The organism is Alkalihalobacillus sp. MEB130 (assembly GCF_032335535.1).
Classification (GTDB): Bacteria; Bacillota; Bacilli; order Bacillales; family Bacillaceae_D; genus Halalkalibacter.
In genome coordinates this window covers 19,042-38,265 of the sequence record NZ_JAOANA010000031.1, presented here as the reverse complement: position 1 = coordinate 38,265, position 19,224 = coordinate 19,042, and the positions used below count along the sequence as shown (strand labels likewise).

Below are 19,224 nucleotides of genomic sequence, written 5' to 3'. Positions count from 1 at the left end.
CGCCGATAACCGTTGCACGCTTATACTTTTTCGATGTATCAATCATCGTCTCACAGTCTTTTATGTTACGAAACGCAATCACGCCTTCTTTGTCAGCACCAGGTAGCGGCAGCATAAACGGATTCGAACCAGTCGCAAAAATGAGCTTATCGTAAGGACGTTTGATTCCGTTTTGACTTACAACCACTTGCTTCTCTGTATCTACTTTGACAACTGGGTCCCCTGTTACAAGCTCAATTTGATTTTCCTCATACCAGCTATACTCATTTAAGACGATATCATCAACGGTTGTATCTCCTTGAAGAACCGAAGATAGCAAAATTCGATTATAGTTCGGATGCGGTTCTTCACCAAAAATGGTAATGTCAAAACGGTCAGGATCGTTCTTTAGGATTTCTTCAATCGTACGTACACCGGCCATTCCATTTCCAATTAGTACTAGTTTTTGTCTCACAACGATCTCTCCTTTACTATCTCAATCTCAGTTTTCAATCGTACATTATGAAAGACTTTCTTTTATCAAAGACGTTTCTTCTAATATTTCAACGATTTGAGCAAGGTCATTCTTTTCTAGAACTTGATCAATTGGAATCTTATTTGCCTTTACTAACAAACTTGCTTCTCGACCATTACAAACCACTTTTACCTTTTTTAGTACTTTCTCTTTTGATACCCCACTTACTGTTAGAAAGGATAAAAAGGTTAAAACATCAACATGGTTTGTAAGTAAAATCGTATTAACATGCTCTTCTTCTATTAGCCTAGTAAATGATTCAATATCTTTGTTGACTACTTTCTTTTTAGCAACCATTAGATTCTTCAGCGATTTCGAGTATTGCCAGTTAAAAGTTTCTATTTCTATCTCCCTACCTACTACAATCGGATCTGACAACGCTTTTTCTTCTAGGAGAAAGGATGGTAAACCAACCATTTGTAACCTTGTTTTTACCTCTTGATTTACTGATACAAAGGTAGATTTTATATCCCGGAGATCTAGTTCATGTTCTCCTAGAGCTTTCAGAAACAGATCAACACTTTGCGCAGAAAGGAAAACTAGTTCCTGCTCACTCGAAGCTTCTGTTAGTTGTTTAAAGGAAAGAGTGTCTTTTACTTTCTCTTCAGTAAACAATTCATGTTCAAACACATCAGCACCATGTTTTTTAAGAGTTGCAACAAGTTCTTTATTCTCCAATTGTTTTGAAGGAATAAGAATGCCTTTCCCTGTTAATGGTTTATTATCAAACCAAGCTAATTTGTTCCGTAGTTTCACAACATCCCCTACTACAATTATGGCTGGGTTCGTTACGTTAGCTTGCTCCACTTTATTAGCAATCGTAGCAAGGGTCCCTTCAACCGTTTTTTGTTTGCTGTAGGTTCCCCACTGTACAACTAATACTGCCGTTTCTTTTGATTTTCCATGTTTCGTTAATTGTGTCGCTATTGTTTTCAAATGCTTTACACCCATATAAAAAACAATGGTTTCAACACCCTTTGAGAGAGAATCCCATTCAATTTGTGGTGTGCCATCTTCCTTGCTACCATGGCCCGTCACAACGGCAAACGATTTTGAATGATTACGATGTGTGATGGGAACACCCGCATACATGCTAGCTGCAATGCCTGCTGTAATACCAGGAATGATTTCATAGTTAATATGATTTTCGGCTAACTGCTCTGCCTCTTCTCCCACTCTTCCGAAAACAGCAGGATCTCCACCTTTTAAGCGGACAACGGTTTTTCCTTTTCTAGCATGAATAAGAATTTCCTTTTGAATGTCTTCTTGTCTAAGAGTGTGTTTGCATGGTTGTTTCCCACAATAGATTAATTTGGCGTCTTCTTTTACATCTGTTAACAGAAAAGGATTGATTAATCGATCAAAAATGACTACGTCTGCCTGTTGCAGGACTTTTTTCCCTTTTACTGTCATCAAATCAATATCTCCTGGACCAGCCCCAACGAAGTAGACCATTCCTTTATTCATTAATCACTCCCCCTTTGTCATGAATTCTGAAAGAATTATTTGAATTATATGTATTATCCTAAACCAACATTTTGAATGCATGTTATATCATGTCACTTAATCTGACATGGTTTTTGCATTCCTTTCTTCACTTACTATAAGAAAGTTCCTGACTACCTCTCAAAATCAACAATAGTTGATTTTGCAAATCATTTTATTTTTTTCAAAACCTCAATAAGCGTTGAAAAGCCCTTACTTTCAGTGAAAACCCTTACAAATGAACCTCGGTAAAAACTCTGTTAGATATTCTTCCGACTTTTCTGACAACAACAAAAACAAATGTAAACATAGAAGACGTAATCAAAATACTCGTTTATGAGTAAATACTCGAAAACCTGTATATAAAAAGGTTTTTTAATTACGTGTAGGGATTCTTCATCAACCGAAACCAACAAAGATTGTAACGTATGCAATTGCAAATAAGTTCAAAAGTAATCAAGAGGAGGCCTCTATTGAAATGTGTATTTACTTAATTTATGAATGACATCTCTACTACACCAACACTGATTTTGGAAATACGAAAGCTCAAATGCCTTTTATCTTTTAAGAAAACATGATTTCATAAGGAGGGTCTTCATTTATGACTGTTACAGAGATTTTTAAATTTAAAAGTGAGCGTGTTAAGGTACTACATTTTACTTGGTTTGCCTTTTTTGTTTCCTTTTTCGCCTGGTATAGTATGGCGCCACTAGCAACAACGATGATGGATGATATGGGCTGGTTAACCCCTCAACATATTGCGGCTCTAGGGATTTGTAACGTTGTTCTAACGATTCCTGCTCGAATTATCATTGGATCATTACTAGATCGATATGGTCCAAGAATTGTTTACTCTGGCCTATTAATCATAATGTCCATTCCTGCTATCACCTTTGCTTTTGGTGATACGTGGGCACAACTTATGATTTCTCGTTTAATTCTAGGTAGTATTGGAGCTAGTTTTGTTATTGGAATTCGTATGGTTGCCGAATGGTTCCCTCCTAAACATGTAGGGTTTGCAGAAGGAATTTATGGGGGATGGGGCAATTTCGGTTCCGCTGCCGCGGCTATGATCTTACCTTGGTTTGCTCTTACCATGTTTGGTGGCGACAATGGGTATAGGTATGCCCTTGCTCTTACAGGGGTGATCTGTTTTATATACGGAATCATTTATTATATTTGTGTGAGAGATACTCCTGAAGGAAAAGCTTTAGTGAAACCGAAAAAAGCATCTGCTCTTGAAGTTAGTAGTTGGGGCGACCTAGTTCAACTGATTGTTTGGACGATTCCTTTAGGAGGAGCACTTGCAGTCAGTGCTTGGCGTTTAGAAGGCTTAGGTTTTATGTCAAGAGAAGTCCTTTACATCATCTATGCTGTCATTGTACTTGTTGTCATTTATCAACTATATAACATTTTAAAAGTGAATGTTCCGCGACTGAAAAAAGGGGTACCAGAAGAAGACAAATATAAATTCAAAAATGTTGGAGCGCTAAATAGTACGTACTTTGCCAATTTTGGCGCAGAGCTTGCGATTATTTCCATGCTACCTATGTTTTTTCAATTAACATTTTCGCTTTCCGCAGCTCAAGCTGGTCTTATTGCATCAACATTTGCTTTTGTAAATTTAATTGCTCGTCCATTAGGCGGCGTTTTATCTGATCGCATGGGAAGTCGTCGTAATGTTATGCTCGTCTATATGTTTGGTATTTCTATTGGTCTATTAATGATGGGCTTTATGGATTCAAGTTGGCCTTTAGTTCTTGCTATTGCCATTACAGTTCTTACTTCTATGTTCATCCAAGGTGCTGAAGGAGCGACATTCGCTGTTATACCGATGATCAAAAAACGTGTTACTGGCCAAATTGCAGGGATGTCTGGAGCTTATGGGAACGTGGGGGCAACTATTTACTTAACTTTATACACATTTGTTACACCACAACAATTTTTCTTCATTTTAGCAACAGGTGCGTTTGTAAGTTTCCTGATCTGCTTCTTTACTCTAGAAGAGCCGAAAAACTCATTTGAAGATGAATACTATTTAACAGAGGCTGAATTAAAAGAGCAAGCAAATGCAGATGCCGCGCTTGCGAAAAGCAACTTAGAGAAAAAAGCACTTTAACCAAAGGAAAAGCAACGTTTGGAACACTCTTCAAACGTTGCTTTTCTTTGGACAACAGAGTACGTTTATTGCTTTACCTTTGCATATATACAGGTATCTCTAAGTTCTTTTCCATCAGCTGACATGGCATCATTTCTCAAAACACCTTCTAAGTCAAATCCTAGCCGTTCAGGAACCTTACGACTTTTTTCATTTTTCGAATCACACCGTATTTCTATCCTTCTAGCTCTTAGCTCAGTAAATGCAAAATGGGAGATTTCTTGTACAGCTTCCGTTATGTATCCTTTCCCACTATATCGACTGTCAATCCAGTAGCCTATCTCAAACTTTGGAACTTCCCAATTAATACGATGTAACCCAGAGGAAGCAATAAACTCACCTGTGTCTTTAAGAAAAACATGAAACCTTAAATCCTCACGATTAATAAATTTCACATAAGCACTTCTAACGTTAATTTCAGTCTCTTGTTCGGATTGTTCGTTTTGTGCAAAGGGCATCCAAGGTTTAAGTTCGTTCAATGACGCTTGAATGGCTTCACATACTACTTTTCCATCTCCAGGTTTTGGCATTCGTATTAACAATCTTTCAGAATAAAACTCAGTGGGGAACTCGATTAACAATGGGTTCATTTTTTTTCACCAACTCTATTAATATTTTTAAACCAATGTCCGTTCTGAATTAGTTAAGTACTTTTCTATACTAATACTAGGAACTCACAAACGATTAATTAGTTACAACAGTTATCATGTAAAAGCGTCTATAACAGCAAAAACGACCGAGCCAATAATAAATAATCCACAAGTAACTCCACTTAGAAGGTATGTTTGTTTATCTGCTGCATATTTCCATTCCATAAATGTACGAAAAGCAAACATGAAACCCGGTCCGATAAAAATAAAAATACGAAGATGAGGAGAGAACATGATTGCTTGAATCATTACAAGCAGATTTACAAAATAAAGGATCTTCTCACCATTTTCGTGGATCCGATTGACACGTCGAAATTTTAATTCAGGGACTTCAATATTCTTCCTTTTAATTAATCTTCTATTAATGAATTGATCTAAGATAAAGATTGCAATTATACTAACCAAAATTAACACCATATAGGACACACCCTTCTAGACAATCAATTAAAACCCTTGTTTCAAAGATAAGGATAAGAGGAATGTATAGTAATCGTAACAAATCTAAGCCACCATTTGGAAAAAAGTTCAAAATAAATGCTAAAACATTATATAAAAACGTAAAACAAATAGACCAACTCTTAGCGAATTGGTCTTAAAAGAATGATATTTTGGATTCTACCCCTGAACCACTCAGAGGCTCATAAATGCTTTGACTGCCTAGAGCGTTCTGGCTAATTGGCAACTGGACTAATATTCACTGCACTCACTTTAAAACCTGGCATTCTACAAGTAGGATCTAGTTTCTTAGAGACGAGACGGTTTACATTTTGTGAATCGGCCCAATGAAATGGAACAAACACCGTATCTTTTCGAATCGATTGTGACCACTTACTTCTGACAACAATGCTCCCTCTTTTGGACTCGATCTTGACTAATGTATGATCTTTAATGTGGAATTTCTCAGCTGTAGAAGGGTGAATTTCCATATAGGATTCAAATTCTCTAGCCGCAAGGGTCGAACTCTTTCTTGTTTGAACCCCTGTTAAATAGTGAGACATGACCCTTCCTGTTGTTAAGTATAAAGGAAATTCGTCACATGGCTGTTCTTTAGGAATTTCTGGTACATTCGGTACGACAACCATTTTTGCCTTTTTGTCTGCGTGAGCAAATCCTTGTTCAAACAGTCGTTTCGTCCCAGAATGCTGTTCATCCGGGCATGGCCACAAGATGCCTTTCTCCTGTCGTAATCTCTCATACGTTATTCCAGAGTAATCAGCAATTCCACCACGTGTTGCTTCACGTAACTCATTAAATATTTCTTCTGGAGATTCAAATGAGAAGTACTTTCCTTTGCCAAGGGCCTCTGCCACTTCACAAATAATTTGCCAATCGTGCTTAGCTTCTCCTCGAACAGGAAAGTTTGCTTCACGAAGTGTAACGCGTCCTTCTACATTCGTCATCGTTCCAGGTGTCTCTAAATAAGAGGTTGTTGGCAAAATCAAATCTGCTAATCTTGCTGATTCTGATATAAACATATCAACTGCTACAAAAAATTCTAGCTTTTGTAACGCTTCTTTCACGAACTCTGCACTTGGATTGGAGACTACTGGGTTTGAACACATTAAGAACATCCCTTTTATCTCGCCTTGATCTACCTTTTGAATCATCTCAAAGGCAGATACCCCTTTTCTCGGTAGATCTCGCTCATGAATTCCCCACACATTCGCAATGTACTTCCGGTGTTCTTCATTCTCAATGGAACGATACCCCGGCAATTGGTCTGCCTTCTGTCCATGCTCTCTCGCACCTTGCCCATTGCCCTGTCCTGTGACCGCTCCATAACCAGAAAATTCTTTTCCAATCTTCCCTGTTGCTAAAAGGATATTCAAGAAATTCCGAACAGAAGTCGAACCATCCGTTTGCTGCTCAATCCCTCTAGCGGTAAAGATCATACCAGACTCTTCTTTCCCAAACACAGTTGCAGCTTTTGTAATCTGTTCAATCGGGACGCCTGTTTGCTCAGCAATTTCTTGCAGATCTAGTGTAGAAACATATTGTTTTACTTCCTCAAAACCATTAACATTTTTACTAATAAACTGATCATCTACTAATCCTTCTTCGATAATGACTTTTAATAGTCCGTTAGCAAGCGCGGCATCCATTCCAGGCTTCACTTTTAAATGCAAATCTGCCATTTTAGTGGTGGCTGTCTCCCGGGGATCAATGGCGATAATAAACGAACCATTTTCTTTTGCTTTTTCAAAATAAGGCATAATCGTCGGCTGACATTCTGCAATATTGGTTCCTGCTAGAATGAGGCATCTTGAATGCGGAATTTCTTGAATCGTATTCGTGAACCCACGATCCATCCCAAATGTTTGAGCAGCCGCTGAAGCAGCCGCCGACATACAGAGACGACCATTGTAATCAATATACTTGGTTCCTAGTGCGACTCGTGCAAACTTTCCTAACAGGTATGCTTCTTCATTTGTGATTGTCGCACTTCCATAAACAGAAAGGGCATCTTTCCCATGGTTTTCTTGGATTTCTGTGAATTTTTCTTTAATAAGAGCAATCGCTTCTCCCCAAGAAATGGGAACAAACTCACCATCGACCTTTAATAGAGGATGCTTAATTCTATCGTTGTGAACAGCATGCTGATGGGCATTTAACCCTTTTATACAAAGACGCCCTTCTGAGGTAGGGTTATCTTTTCCAACGGTCTTGTACGTCTTTCTTGTAACCGTCGATTGTTCTATCAACTGCATTTTGCATTGCATACTACAAAATGGACATTGTGTATCATAGACTTTCTCTGTCTCTACCTGTTGTTGTTTTTTCCTAAAATACCTGAGTAACATTTCTGTCACGTTGTCTCATCCTTTGCAAGTTTATTTGTCGCATTTAGACAGGAGGGTTATGGGCGGAAAAAGATCTCGTTCCTGCTTCGTATTCCTTTGAAAATTCGGAAGACTACTTATTACTTAATAACACCTTCTTGTTTTGGTACGTATCGTATTCTAGATCCTCAATTAGTTGTTCTCTTAAATCTTGATCGAATAAAACTTCTCTAATATGCAATAAGTTAATACGGTCAATCCACTCCCATGAGCGTTCTGCATATTTAGCTGTTTCTCTGTAATATTGAATAAACCCAAGAACAATCTCATAAGCTTCTATTTTTGTTTCTGCAACACAGAGAAGCTGAGCAGGTCTTGCATTTCTTCCACTACTTCCTCCAACGTAGACTTCCCATCCTCTATCAAACTGAATGATCCCAATATCTTTTGTTGTAGACCCCGCACCATTATGCATACAAGCAGAGATACCCATTTTAATACGATATGGGGTTGTCAAATAGTCTGTTTTCTTCTCTATTTCCACAGCTAGACCTAGGGCCTCTTGTTTATCACACTTACAAACAGTCTCGCCAATACATGTCTTAATATTTTGAACTGTATTTCCATACGTACTGCTTAATGGCAAGTCTAAGTCTTTCCACAACGACTCAAGTTGCTCCTCTTTTATTCCCATAAGATGAACTCTTTGTTCACTCGTTATCGCAACATTGGGTACTTGATATTTATCAATTACATTTGCAATTTTTCGAAGTTCTTCTGCAGTCGTCATTCCCCCGTACATTTGCGGTGTCACCGAATACGTTCCATCTTCTTGCAACGTAGCGTTCATCCGTTCATTGATAAAAAGAGACTCTTGTTTCGTTTCATACTCTGGGTAAATCATTCCCAAATAGTATTGCAAAGCAGGTTGGCAAACCGAGCAGCCATGTTCTTTTTTCCAGTTAAGTTTCTTCATCACCTCTTGAACAGATGCTAACTCCCTTAGCTGCATTTCCATAACAATTTCTTCGTCCGTTAAAGTCGTACAGCCACACATCGTCTCTTTTTCAATTACTTCATCAAATTCATCACTTTGCACATAAGCAAGCAAATCGTTCACTAACGGCTTGCAACCGCCACAAGCACTGGATGCTTTTGTACATTTTTTCACTTCTTCAGCAGTTGTAAGCCCCTGTGTTTGACATGCTTCAATAATGGTTCCTTTCGTTACACCATTACAAAGACAAATGAGATCTGTTTGTTCCATAGCAGCAACCTGAGATTCCTCGTTCGATGCTTGCAAAATCAGCATTTTCTCTTCATCTGTGATCACTTTTTGTTTGCTAACCATCTCTAATAACTTATTGCCAGCCTTTGTGTCCCCAAATAACACAGAACCTATGATTTTCTCATCTTTTAGAACAATCTTTTTATAAATTCCAGCAAGTTCATCATATTGAGTAATCATTTTGCTCGCTTCATCCGGCTGAAATTGACCAACTGAAAAAACATCCACACCTGAAATTTTTAGCTGGGTTGATAGAGTCGACCCCTGATACCCTACCTCTTCTATCTCACAAATATGTTTAGCTAGTATTCTCCCTTGCTCATACAGTGGTTTTACTAATCCATACACCGTGCCTCTATGTTCGACACACTCCCCAACCGCATAAATATCCGGAGTACTAGTTTGTAAATAATCATTTACGACAATGGCTCTATTTACTTCAATTCCACTATCCATAGCCATTTGCACATTTGGCCTTACCCCCACTGCCATAATGACTGCATCTGCTTCCACAACTGAACCATCCTTAAAGCGTAGACCTTCTACTCGCGAGCCCCCGACAATCTCTTCTGTCACTTTTTCTAGTAAAAAATTCATTCCTTGCTCTTTTAGTTCTTGTTGAAGGAGTTGCGCTGCGGTTTGATCTAACTGTCTTTCCATCACATGTTTAGCAAGATGAACGACATCGACTTCCATCCCAAGATTAAGCAATCCTCTAGCAGCCTCTAAACCAAGTAATCCGCCACCGATCACAACTGCTTTCTTATGATTGTTTGATATATTAATAATCTTCTGACAATCCTCTATAGTCCGAAATGCTACAACTCCTTCTTTATCTGCACCCGGAATAGGCAGCATAAAAGGCACAGAACCTGTAGCAAAAATCAATTTGTCATATGGAACCTCTCTATTTTTATCTGTTCTTATTACCTTTTTATCTGTGTCAACCTTTATCACCGTTTCTCCGGTATACAGTTCTATTTGATGCTGCTTATACCAAGAACGATCATGAAGCGTAATGTCGTCTACTTTCGTGTCGCCTTGTAGAACGGTTGATAACATGATTCGGTTATAATTATAATGTGGTTCACTTCCAAACACCGTAATATCAAACATAGTAGAACTATTCTTTAAGATTTCCTCAATGCAGTTAATACCCGCCATGCCGTTTCCAATTAAGACTAATTTTTGCTTTTTCATCTTAGAAACCCTCCAGAATGAAATATTTATCACTGTCTATCATTGATATATAAACCTTTAAACCATTTTAGAAAGATACATGCTATTTACCTGTTATAAATTTCTTCATCGTTATAAGTGTATCTAAAATTACCTTATAAAACTTTGAGTATGTCAGAAGAAATGACATAGAAATCAAATGATTGTACGGAAAAGGGGTTACCGAATAGCATGAACGAAAAAACCCCTATTGTATTAGCAAAGCGCAATAGGAGTTTTTTGGATTTTTTTACCTTCGTGGCATCATCAACCGTTTCTATTATTATCTAATCCGATATTTCTTAGACAACCTTAAGATTGCGGCCGTCTTTTTTTCTTTTCTCCTCTTTCACAACCTCAAACACCACTGTTGCAGCTCTCGTTTTCTCCCCTTTCTTTTCTCACGTCCTCAAACAGGTTAACGATCGAAACGTAAAGACCTTATCGTTATTTTGTTCAGGTGCCGCTTTATGTACTTATAGCTAAAAACAAAAAAAGAGTCGCCCCAAAAGTCAGCTAGTAACCTTTGAGACAACTCTTATTATTTCCTAAATTTCACTAACTCTTTATTCAAATCCTTCGTTTGTGTATAAACCGTTTGATAAAGGCGGAACAATTCCTTGTATTGCTCTACATTCTCTTCTTTTGGTACATATTCCTTATCGACCTTCAAGAATCCATCTGCACAATCCTTCAATGATTCAAACCAGCCACATCCGAATGCGGCAAGCATCGCTGCCCCCATTCCAGGTCCTTGTTCACTTGAGAGCTTCACAATTTTGGCATCAAATATATCTGCTTGCATTTGAAGCCATGCTTCGTTCTTTGCACCGCCACCGATTGAAATGACTGAGTCTATTTTTTTGCCTTGATTTCTAAAGATTTCAACCGATTCATGTAATGAGAAGGTGATCCCTTCAAGGACGGCACGTGTAAAATCCTTCTTTTCATGAGAGCTGTCTATCCCGATAAAACTAGCTCGAATCGCAGCATCAACATGTGGTGTTCGTTCACCAACTAAATAAGGGGTAAACAAAAGTCCATTCGCCCCTGGAGGAACCGTGTCTACGTCTGCTAACAGATCTGTAAAACTCTCATCTTGGGCAAACGTTTGTTTAAACCAGCTAAGACTATATCCAGCAGCAAGGGTTACGCCCATTGTATAGAAAGCATCGGGAGCACCGTGGTTAAAATAATGAACGGTTCCTTGAAAATCTTTGCTTCCATCCGATTCATAGGATAAAACAACACCTGACGTTCCAATGCTTGCTAATGTCTTCCCTTCTTCAAGAATTCCTGAGCCAATTGCACCACACGCATTATCAGCTCCTCCTGCAAACACACGAGTATCTTCTGAGAGACCTGTACGTTTGGAAACCTCTGGTAGAATGACGCCAACTTGATCATGCGACTGAACTAGCGGTGGACAGAAATCAGCATGTAGTTCAAACAATTCGCAAAGCTCATGGCTCCACTCTTTACTTGCTACATCCAACAACAAAGTCCCTGCTGCATCGGAATAATCCATATGCACGTTCCCTGTGAGTTTAAGACGGACATAATCCTTTGGAAGAACGAAAACGCTCGCTTTTGCAAAAAGCTCTGGTTCATTCTTTTTCACCCATAAAATCTTTGGCAAAGTAAAGCCTTCTAAAGCAGGGTTTTTCGTTATTTCTAATAACTTGCTTTCTCCCACTTTTTGATAAATTTCCTGACATTCTGCAGTTGTTCTCGTGTCATTCCATAAAATGGCATTACGGAGTGGTTTGTTGTCTTGATCCAACAACACAAGTCCATGCATTTGTCCTGAAAAACTTATGCCTTCAATACTACTTTTGTCTTCTGACATCGTTTCTAACAACTCTTGTAATCCAGCGACAGTCTGATTTACCCACTCTTCTGGGTCTTGTTCACTATAGCCGGCTTTTTCTTGAATTAACGGATAATCTTTTGAAACTTCTTTTACCACTTCACCTAATTGATTGACAAGTAGAATTTTAACAGCACTTGTACCTAAATCTACTCCAATAACGTGTTTCATGAATCCTCACTCCTCGATTTGAAAGTAATTCATTCACTCTGCTTCACAGTTCGTTCATTTATTAGACAAACAAAGTTGTTTACTCTTCTGGAAATTACTCTATTCTCCCTTTATAATGAGATGAGTTTCTTTTACTAGGGAGGTACTTCCATGGGTCGAGCTTTATACAGTATTTTGGAATGGATTACACGATTTGCTTACATTAATGTCTTGTGGATTTTCTTCACCTTAGCTGGCGGCGTTATCCTCGGTTTGTTTCCAGCAACCGTAGCCATGTTTTCACTGATCAGGCAGTGGCTAAGAGGAAATTCAGATATGCCTATCTTCCCCTCCTTCTGGAACTATTTTAAAGAGGAGTTTTGGAAAAGCAACCGCTTAGGAATCATTTTTTACCTTATTGCTTTTATCGTTGGATTTAATCTTATATTTCTCCATGCAAATATAGGTGAACTCCTAACTTGGACGTCTGCCCCACTGCTCGCCGGTTTACTGCTTTTTATTCTATTGATCATTTATATCTTTCCAACTTATGTTCATTACGATTTAAACGTTTTAAAAATCATCAAAAATGCATTTTTCATGATCTTAGTTAGTCCGATACACAGTTTTTTCATAATCATTAGCCTGGCAGCTTTCTATACGATCGTATCAGTCATCCCAGCTTTAGGGCTTGCTTTTGGTGCTAGTTTTTATAGCTTTATTACTTTATGGTTTGCGTTGCATGCCTTTGCCAAAATGGAACAAAAACAGAAAAGATAACGAATCACCTGTCTTATAGAAGGCGGGTGATTCTTTTTATCCTTTTACCGCACTAGAAGAAATACCTTCGACAATTTTATTACTAAAGAACAAAAATGCGATTAAGATTGGTAATACACTAATAACAAGAGTCGCTCCAATTGCACCCCAGTCCGTCATATACTGACCTACGAAGTTTTGAATTCCTACTGTTAATGTTTTATACCTATCTGAGCTAATGAATGTATTAACAAAAACAAATTCATTCCAATTATAAATCATGTTAATAATCGCCGTTGTTGCTAGTACTGGTGCAGAAATCGGTAAAATGATTCTAAAAAACATTCTATGAAGAGATGCTCCGTCAATAATGGCAGCTTCTTCAATTTCTTTAGGAAGCGTATAATAAAAACCGAGCAAAATCATCATCGTAATTGGCAAGTTGTATGCCGTATAAGTTAACACAATTGAAATTGGGTTATTAATCAAATTCACACTTAAGAACATACTAAAAAGTGGAATCAAAGCTGAGTGAATCGGAATCATTAATCCTACCATAAATAAACCTAGAACTAGTTTACTGAGCTTCCACTTCATTCGTGTAATAACAAAAACAGCCATACTTGCAAACAAAAGTGTGATCGCTATGGATACTCCCGTAATCCAAACACTATTCCAAAAATAGTTTCCTATTCCACCATCCCAAACAGCTAAATAGTTTTCCCATCTAATTTCTTGCGGCAATGCAAAAGGTGAACCTGCAAAAATCTCTTGATTGCTCTTTAAAGAGAAAAGGAACAACCAAATGATAGGGAAAATTTGAAAAAGGGCTACAGCACCTAAACAAAAATATAATAAAAAGTATCCTATTCGTCCCATCACATAAACCTCCCTTTAATATTGGATCTCCTCTTTATCCGCTGTAAGCTTCCGGATAATAACAGTTACAATTAACGTAATAATAAGCAACATGAAACCAACGGCACTTCCGTATCCAAAGTTATAGTTACCAAAAGCGAGTTTATACATATACGATGCCATAACTTCACTTGCTCCGTTCGGTCCTCCGCCTGTCATAACATAAATTAAATCAAAATATTTAAGTGAACCGACAATCGCTAGGACAACAGTTACTTTAACCACACCCATTATTAAAGGCAACTTGATGCGGGTTGCAATTTGAAATGGTGTTGCGCCATCAATTTTTGCAGCTTCAACCATAGACTCTGGAATCCCTTTTAGAGCAGCATAGTAAATAAGAATATAAAAACCAGCGTATTGCCATAAAATTGGGATAAAAATAGAGTAAAGGACAATATTAGGATCAGCCAACCATAGTGGAGGATTTTGAACTCCAAACCAGCTAATTATGGTATTTAACATACCATTTGAAGGATTATACACTTTAATCCAAAGCTGAGCGATGGCAACTGAAGATAAAAGCATAGGAATTAAGTAAATTTTTCTTAGAATATCAGCACCCTTAATTTTCGAAGCTAAAATCATTGAAACAGCCAAATAGAGTACTAGACTTATCGTTGAAAACAGTGCTAGCAAGAAAGAATGTCCTGCACTTTGCCAAAACTTACCGTCCTGTAAAACATTGATATAGTTTTCCAAACCGATGAACTGCATTGCTCCAATTCCGTCCCATTTCATCAGTCCATAATATCCTGTCAAGACTAAGGGAATGAAGATCAAAACACCAACTAACAACAATGCAGGGAGAATATACAAAGTGATAAACCACTTATTTGACATGACTTTATTCATACCGCATTAACCCCCTTTAAAAGATAGAAAAGGACAACCCAGTGAAGGATTTGTCCTTTTCGCTTATTACTGGATGCATAAAAACTATTTTATTTGTTACCTATATTACTAGTTTCTTATTCTCCAAGAGCTGCTTCTTGTTGTGCAGCAAAGTCTTCTGGTGTGATTTGTCCTCCAAATAAAGCTTGGATTAAATCAAGATGAGTTTGAGCAGCAGATGCTGTCATTTGAACGTCAGCATATAGAGTTAAGTTTGTTGCATCATTAAGATCTTGTAATACTTGTACATACATATCAGGAAGATCTAGGCTATCACCGTCAACGATTGTTGCAGGAATAACTCCAGCCTCAGCTACTGCTCTTGAACCCCATTGCTCTACAAAATAAGCAGCAAACTGTTTTGCTTCTGCTTGAACATCTGAATCTTCAGCAACAAACAATCCAACTCCAGGTCCACCAACAAAACTGTTATGGTCTCCTTCTCCATCTACAGTAGGGAATTTGAAGTAACCAACATTATCTCTGAATTCCTGTGGTACATCTTCGTTTGTCGTATAGTTTGGAAGATCCCAAGTTGCAATCATATACATTGCAGACTGTTCGTTCATAAACATACTTTTTGCTTCTTCATCCGCAAGTCCGTTGAATCCGTTTACAAATGAGTTAGCATCAACCATTTCTTGTACTTTTGCTGCCGCTTCAACAAATGCTGGATCCTCGAAAGATGCTTCTCTTGCAATAGCGTTTGTTAATAAATCAGAACCGCCAATTCTATCAGCGAAATACATATACCACATAGAACCTGTCCAGCTATCTCTGTTTCCTAATGCAATTGGCTGTACGTTGTTTTCATTTAATGTAGCAATGACTTGTTCGAACTCCTCATATGTTTCTGGAGCTTCTAATCCATGCTCTTCAAACATTGCTTTATTATAATAAACGTAAACTGTATTTAACTCTAAAGGAAGTCCGTAAGATTGACCATCTTTTTCATAGGCTTCAAGAGTTCCAGCTACAAATTCATCTCGTAAACCATCTTCTAGTAAATCATCTAATGGAGCAAATTTATTACCTGAAACAAATGGATCTAAATAACCAGCTGCCCAAGTCATTCCAACATCAGGTAGCTCATTTGCAGCAGAAAGAACCGTGATTTGGTCTTTATACTGTTCATTACTTAGTACCTGTAAATCAATTGAAATGTTACCATTCTCCGCTTCAAAATCTGCAATGATTTCATTTACAATACGATGATGTTCTGCAGAACTACCTTGTGGCCATAAGTGCATAAATTCTACTGTAGCCGTATCACCTGAACCGCTTTCGGGAGCAGCACCTTCTCCACCATTACTTTCCGTAGAATCTGAAGAACAACCTGTAGCAATAAGTGCACCTGCCATTAAAGTAAATAATGTTGTAACCGCTTTCCTTTTAAACATTACTTTCCCCCCTTAAAGTTTTAAAGATGTTAGCCGTTTGCTAACTGTAAATTCAGAATATCATGTAAAACATCGTTTGTCTAGTGGATAAACTAAGTGTATAATAAAAATATACATGTTATACTTAAGCTAAAGGAAGTGCTCGTATTTCATTGTTTTCCTATATATAACCGCCGCTTTTTCTTCCTTTTAGACTTCTTGTATGACTCTTATTAATTTGATAACCTTAGAAAAAATAAAGCAGAAAGCGTGGAGTTTTTAAAATGAAAATGACTCAAACGTTTAATCAGCACGTAGTGAAAAAAAGAAACAAATCTCTTGTTCTTCATGCGATTAAGGAGTCTTTCCCTATATCTCGCGCGGATCTCGCTAATTTAACTGGATTAAATAAAGGGACCGTTTCTTCACTCGTTAATGAGTTGTTAGAAGAACAGTTGATTCTTGAATCAGGTCCAGGTGTCTCAAGCGGTGGGAGACGTCCTGTGATGTTGCTCTTTAATCAATCAGCTGGCTATTCTATTGGGATTGATATTGGCGTTAACTATGTACTCGCCATCCTTACCGATTTACAAGGTAATATTTGTAATGAAAAGCTTATAAAGGTACAAAACCCCACTTTTGAGCAAACGTTAGAAATCCTTTTTAACGTAATTGATGATTTAATTGCTGCTATGCCACAAAGTCCTTATGGCGTGGTAGGAATTGGGATTGGAGTGCCTGGTACCGTAAGTAGAACAGGAGAAATTTTATTAGCACCAAATTTAAAGTGGAAAAATGTAGACTTGCAAAGTGTCATCGAAGAAAGATACAACATACCGGTCAAGCTTAAAAACGAAGCCAATGCGGGTGCGTATGGAGAAAAAAAATTCGGTGCAGGAAAAGAATGTAATAACATTGTTTACATTAGTGGCGGCATCGGGATTGGTGTAGGTTTGATCTTAAACGGAAAACTCTACAAAGGACATAACGGGTTATCAGGTGAGCTTGGCCATATGACGATCAATATGGACGGCCCCGTTTGTAATTGCGGAAATAAAGGCTGTTGGGAATTATATGCCTCCGAACAAGCATTACTTAGAATGGCTTTTGAGCAGAATATTTCTATTGAAGAAGGACAAGAGCTGACCCTAGAAACTTTAGCACAACTTGCTGAGGATGGTGATGAAAAAACGATTCAATTAATGGAGAAGCTCGGAGAATATTTAGTTATAGGAATTAAAAATATCATTAATACATTTAATCCAGAGCAGATCATTATTGGCAATCGTTTGGTTGCTCTCCAAACTTGGCTTGCTGATTCACTAAAAGAAAATTTAGCGAGAAATCCTTTTACATCACAGCAGGAAGGATTACTAATTCAGTTTTCTAAGTTAGAAAAAAGATCCGCTGCCCTAGGTGTAGCAGCGTTTTCTGCTGAGAATTTTTTAACCATTAATTTAGAAGAAAATTAGCCATTTTTCAATGGCAATCTTTCTTGTTTTTTTGTAAGCGTTTCATAAAATAAAAAATAAAGGTGGAAATGATCATGACTAAAATCCAAAATCCAATCTTACCTGGCTTTAATCCAGATCCTAGTATTTGCCGTGCAGGAGAGGACTATTATATCGCTGTATCCACGTTTGAGTGGTTTCCTGGCGTTGGAATCTATCATTCTAAAGATTTGAAAAATTGGAGACTTGTATCACGACCTTTAAATCGATTAAGTCAATTAAATATGATGGGCAACCCTGACTCTGGCGGCGTATGGGCACCTGCTCTATCTTATAGTGACGGCAAGTTTTGGCTTATTTATACAGATGTAAAGGTAACAGAGGGACAATGGAAAGATTGCCACAATTACCTTGTTACATGTGATACGATCGACGGTGAATGGTCTGAGCCCATTCATATGAATAGTTCTGGTTTTGATCCTTCATTATTCCACCATGAAGACGGCAAGAAATACTTTGTAAACATGGTTTGGGATCATCGCGTTTCTCACCATAACTTTTATGGAATCGTACTTCAAGAATATAGTGTTGAAGAAAAGAAATTAGTAGGCAAAAAAGAGGTTATTTTTAAAGGAACGGATATTAAGTTAACAGAAGCACCTCACCTTTATCAAGCGAACGGGTATTATTACTTGCTTACAGCAGAAGGTGGAACGAAATACGATCACCAAGCAACAATCGCACGTTCAAAAGATTTATGGGGTCCATATGAAGTCCACCCAGAAAATCCTTTAATTACATCTTTTCCTTATCCGAGAAACCCGCTTCAAAAAGCAGGTCATGCTTCGATCGTTCAAACGCATACGGATGAATGGTTCCTTGTACACTTAACAGGTAGACCTCTACCAAAAGAAGACCAAGCATTATTAGATCCAAGAGGCTTCTGCCCACTTGGGAGGGAAACCGCGATTCAACGCCTTGAATGGAAAGATGACTGGCCATATGTCGTTGGTGGTAATCAACCTTCCCTTGAAATAGAAGGCCCAGCCATTGATGAAGTAAAATGGGACGAAGACATTGCCGAGAAAGATGATTTTGATGCAGAGGAATTGAACTTACATTTCCAAACGTTACGTATTCCTCTCGGAGAAAATACAGTATCACTAAAAGATAATCCAGGGCACTTACGTCTTTATGGAAAAGAATCATTAACATCTAAGTTCACACAAGCGTATGTAGCTCGTCGTTGGCAACATTTTAATTTCACAGCAGAAACAAAGGTAGCGTTTGATCCAGAGACATTCCAACAGGCTGCTGGTCTTGTAAACTACTATAATACGCAAAACTGGACAGCCCTTCAAGTAACATGGCATGAAGAAAAAGGCAGAATCTTAGATTTAATGACATGCGATAACTTTACATTTGATCAGCCATTACGTGGCAAAGAAATTGTTATTCCAGAAGAAGTTGAATATGTGTATTTACGTGTAGATGTAAACACAAACATATATCGTTATTCCTATTCGTTTGACGGCAATAGTTGGACAGAGATCCCAGTTGACTTTTACTCTTATAAATTGTCTGATGACTACATCCAAGGTGGCGGCTTCTTCACAGGAGCATTCGTTGGAATGCAGTGTCAAGATACGTCAGGCGCTAGCTTGCACGCTGACTTTGATTATTTTGTTTATAAAGAAAAATAAGTTTAAT

General features: G+C 37.9%; 14 protein-coding genes. 4 read left to right on the top strand and 10 right to left on the bottom strand.

Annotation, left to right across the window (positions count from 1 at the left end):
- Both N0O92_RS21690 and cobA read right to left on the bottom strand, forming a co-directional pair.
- A partial coding sequence (locus N0O92_RS21690; RefSeq protein ID WP_315616902.1) for an NAD(P)/FAD-dependent oxidoreductase occupies positions 1–421 on the bottom strand: 421 nt, incomplete at its 3' end.
- 78 nt (positions 422–499) lie between these two features.
- The gene (cobA, locus tag N0O92_RS21685; protein ID WP_315616900.1) at positions 500–1,981 is read right to left on the bottom strand and encodes a uroporphyrinogen-III C-methyltransferase; all 1,482 of its coding nucleotides are present in this window, start codon (positions 1,979–1,981) and stop codon (positions 500–502) included.
- Positions 1,982–2,600: 619 nt separating this feature from the next.
- On the opposite strand from cobA, the gene N0O92_RS21680 reads away from it, so the two are divergent.
- On the top strand, positions 2,601–4,118 hold the full coding sequence (locus N0O92_RS21680; protein WP_315616898.1) for a NarK family nitrate/nitrite MFS transporter: 1,518 nt from the start codon (positions 2,601–2,603) through the stop codon (positions 4,116–4,118).
- A gap of 65 nt (positions 4,119–4,183) precedes the next feature.
- On the opposite strand, the gene N0O92_RS21675 is transcribed toward N0O92_RS21680, so the two are convergent.
- From N0O92_RS21675 to xylB, 5 genes are all read right to left on the bottom strand, one after another.
- Complete coding sequence (locus N0O92_RS21675; protein ID WP_315616896.1) at positions 4,184–4,747, bottom strand: GNAT family N-acetyltransferase; 564 nt, start codon at positions 4,745–4,747, stop codon at positions 4,184–4,186.
- Positions 4,748–4,861: 114 nt separating this feature from the next.
- Positions 4,862–5,224, bottom strand: a complete 363-nt coding sequence (locus N0O92_RS21670; protein ID WP_315616894.1) for a DUF4181 domain-containing protein — start codon at positions 5,222–5,224, stop codon at positions 4,862–4,864.
- Between the two features lie 254 nt (positions 5,225–5,478).
- Complete coding sequence (nasC, locus tag N0O92_RS21665) at positions 5,479–7,617, bottom strand: assimilatory nitrate reductase catalytic subunit NasC (RefSeq protein WP_315616892.1); 2,139 nt, start codon at positions 7,615–7,617, stop codon at positions 5,479–5,481.
- Positions 7,618–7,720: 103 nt separating this feature from the next.
- The gene (nirB, locus tag N0O92_RS21660) at positions 7,721–10,075 is read right to left on the bottom strand and encodes a nitrite reductase large subunit NirB (protein WP_315616890.1); all 2,355 of its coding nucleotides are present in this window, start codon (positions 10,073–10,075) and stop codon (positions 7,721–7,723) included.
- A gap of 559 nt (positions 10,076–10,634) precedes the next feature.
- A complete protein-coding gene (gene xylB / locus N0O92_RS21655) occupies positions 10,635–12,134 on the bottom strand; it encodes a xylulokinase (RefSeq protein ID WP_315616888.1) in 1,500 nt (499 codons plus the stop codon).
- Between the two features lie 150 nt (positions 12,135–12,284).
- Here xylB and N0O92_RS21650 point away from each other — a divergent pair, with 150 nt between their 5' ends.
- The gene (locus N0O92_RS21650; RefSeq protein ID WP_315616886.1) at positions 12,285–12,893 is read left to right on the top strand and encodes a YesL family protein; all 609 of its coding nucleotides are present in this window, start codon (positions 12,285–12,287) and stop codon (positions 12,891–12,893) included.
- 36 nt (positions 12,894–12,929) lie between these two features.
- Here N0O92_RS21650 and N0O92_RS21645 read toward each other — a convergent pair whose 3' ends face one another.
- From N0O92_RS21645 to N0O92_RS21635, 3 genes are all read right to left on the bottom strand, one after another.
- Complete coding sequence (locus N0O92_RS21645; protein ID WP_315616884.1) at positions 12,930–13,751, bottom strand: carbohydrate ABC transporter permease; 822 nt, start codon at positions 13,749–13,751, stop codon at positions 12,930–12,932.
- A 15-nt stretch (positions 13,752–13,766) separates the two neighbouring features.
- Positions 13,767–14,645, bottom strand: coding sequence for a carbohydrate ABC transporter permease (locus tag N0O92_RS21640; RefSeq protein WP_315616881.1), 879 nt, complete (start codon positions 14,643–14,645; stop codon positions 13,767–13,769).
- Positions 14,646–14,761: 116 nt separating this feature from the next.
- Positions 14,762–16,084 carry an extracellular solute-binding protein gene (locus N0O92_RS21635; protein ID WP_315616879.1) on the bottom strand — a complete coding sequence of 441 codons (1,323 nt, stop codon included), beginning with the start codon at positions 16,082–16,084 and terminating at the stop codon, positions 14,762–14,764.
- A 263-nt stretch (positions 16,085–16,347) separates the two neighbouring features.
- Here N0O92_RS21635 and N0O92_RS21630 point away from each other — a divergent pair, with 263 nt between their 5' ends.
- Together N0O92_RS21630 and N0O92_RS21625 are read left to right on the top strand one after the other, a co-directional pair.
- Positions 16,348–17,535 carry an ROK family transcriptional regulator gene (locus N0O92_RS21630; protein ID WP_315616878.1) on the top strand — a complete coding sequence of 396 codons (1,188 nt, stop codon included), beginning with the start codon at positions 16,348–16,350 and terminating at the stop codon, positions 17,533–17,535.
- A gap of 74 nt (positions 17,536–17,609) precedes the next feature.
- Positions 17,610–19,217 carry a glycoside hydrolase family 43 protein gene (locus tag N0O92_RS21625; RefSeq protein WP_315616876.1) on the top strand — a complete coding sequence of 536 codons (1,608 nt, stop codon included), beginning with the start codon at positions 17,610–17,612 and terminating at the stop codon, positions 19,215–19,217.
- Positions 19,218–19,224 lie beyond the last annotated feature (7 nt).

What these genes read in the sequence shown, in the direction of transcription:
- N0O92_RS21625 (WP_315616876.1), top strand. Translation starts at nt 17,610, where the DNA reads ATGACTAAAATCCAAAATCCAATCTTACCTGGCTTTAATCCAGATCCT.
- N0O92_RS21675 (WP_315616896.1), bottom strand. Translation starts at nt 4,747, where the DNA reads ATGAACCCATTGTTAATCGAGTTCCCCACTGAGTTTTATTCTGAAAGA.
- N0O92_RS21670 (WP_315616894.1), bottom strand. Translation starts at nt 5,224, where the DNA reads ATGGTGTTAATTTTGGTTAGTATAATTGCAATCTTTATCTTAGATCAA.
- N0O92_RS21645 (WP_315616884.1), bottom strand. Translation starts at nt 13,751, where the DNA reads ATGGGACGAATAGGATACTTTTTATTATATTTTTGTTTAGGTGCTGTA.
- xylB (WP_315616888.1), bottom strand. Translation starts at nt 12,134, where the DNA reads ATGAAACACGTTATTGGAGTAGATTTAGGTACAAGTGCTGTTAAAATT.
- N0O92_RS21630 (WP_315616878.1), top strand. Translation starts at nt 16,348, where the DNA reads ATGAAAATGACTCAAACGTTTAATCAGCACGTAGTGAAAAAAAGAAAC.
- N0O92_RS21680 (WP_315616898.1), top strand. Translation starts at nt 2,601, where the DNA reads ATGACTGTTACAGAGATTTTTAAATTTAAAAGTGAGCGTGTTAAGGTA.
- cobA (WP_315616900.1), bottom strand. Translation starts at nt 1,981, where the DNA reads ATGAATAAAGGAATGGTCTACTTCGTTGGGGCTGGTCCAGGAGATATT.
- N0O92_RS21650 (WP_315616886.1), top strand. Translation starts at nt 12,285, where the DNA reads ATGGGTCGAGCTTTATACAGTATTTTGGAATGGATTACACGATTTGCT.
- N0O92_RS21635 (WP_315616879.1), bottom strand. Translation starts at nt 16,084, where the DNA reads ATGTTTAAAAGGAAAGCGGTTACAACATTATTTACTTTAATGGCAGGT.
- nirB (WP_315616890.1), bottom strand. Translation starts at nt 10,075, where the DNA reads ATGAAAAAGCAAAAATTAGTCTTAATTGGAAACGGCATGGCGGGTATT.
- N0O92_RS21640 (WP_315616881.1), bottom strand. Translation starts at nt 14,645, where the DNA reads ATGAATAAAGTCATGTCAAATAAGTGGTTTATCACTTTGTATATTCTC.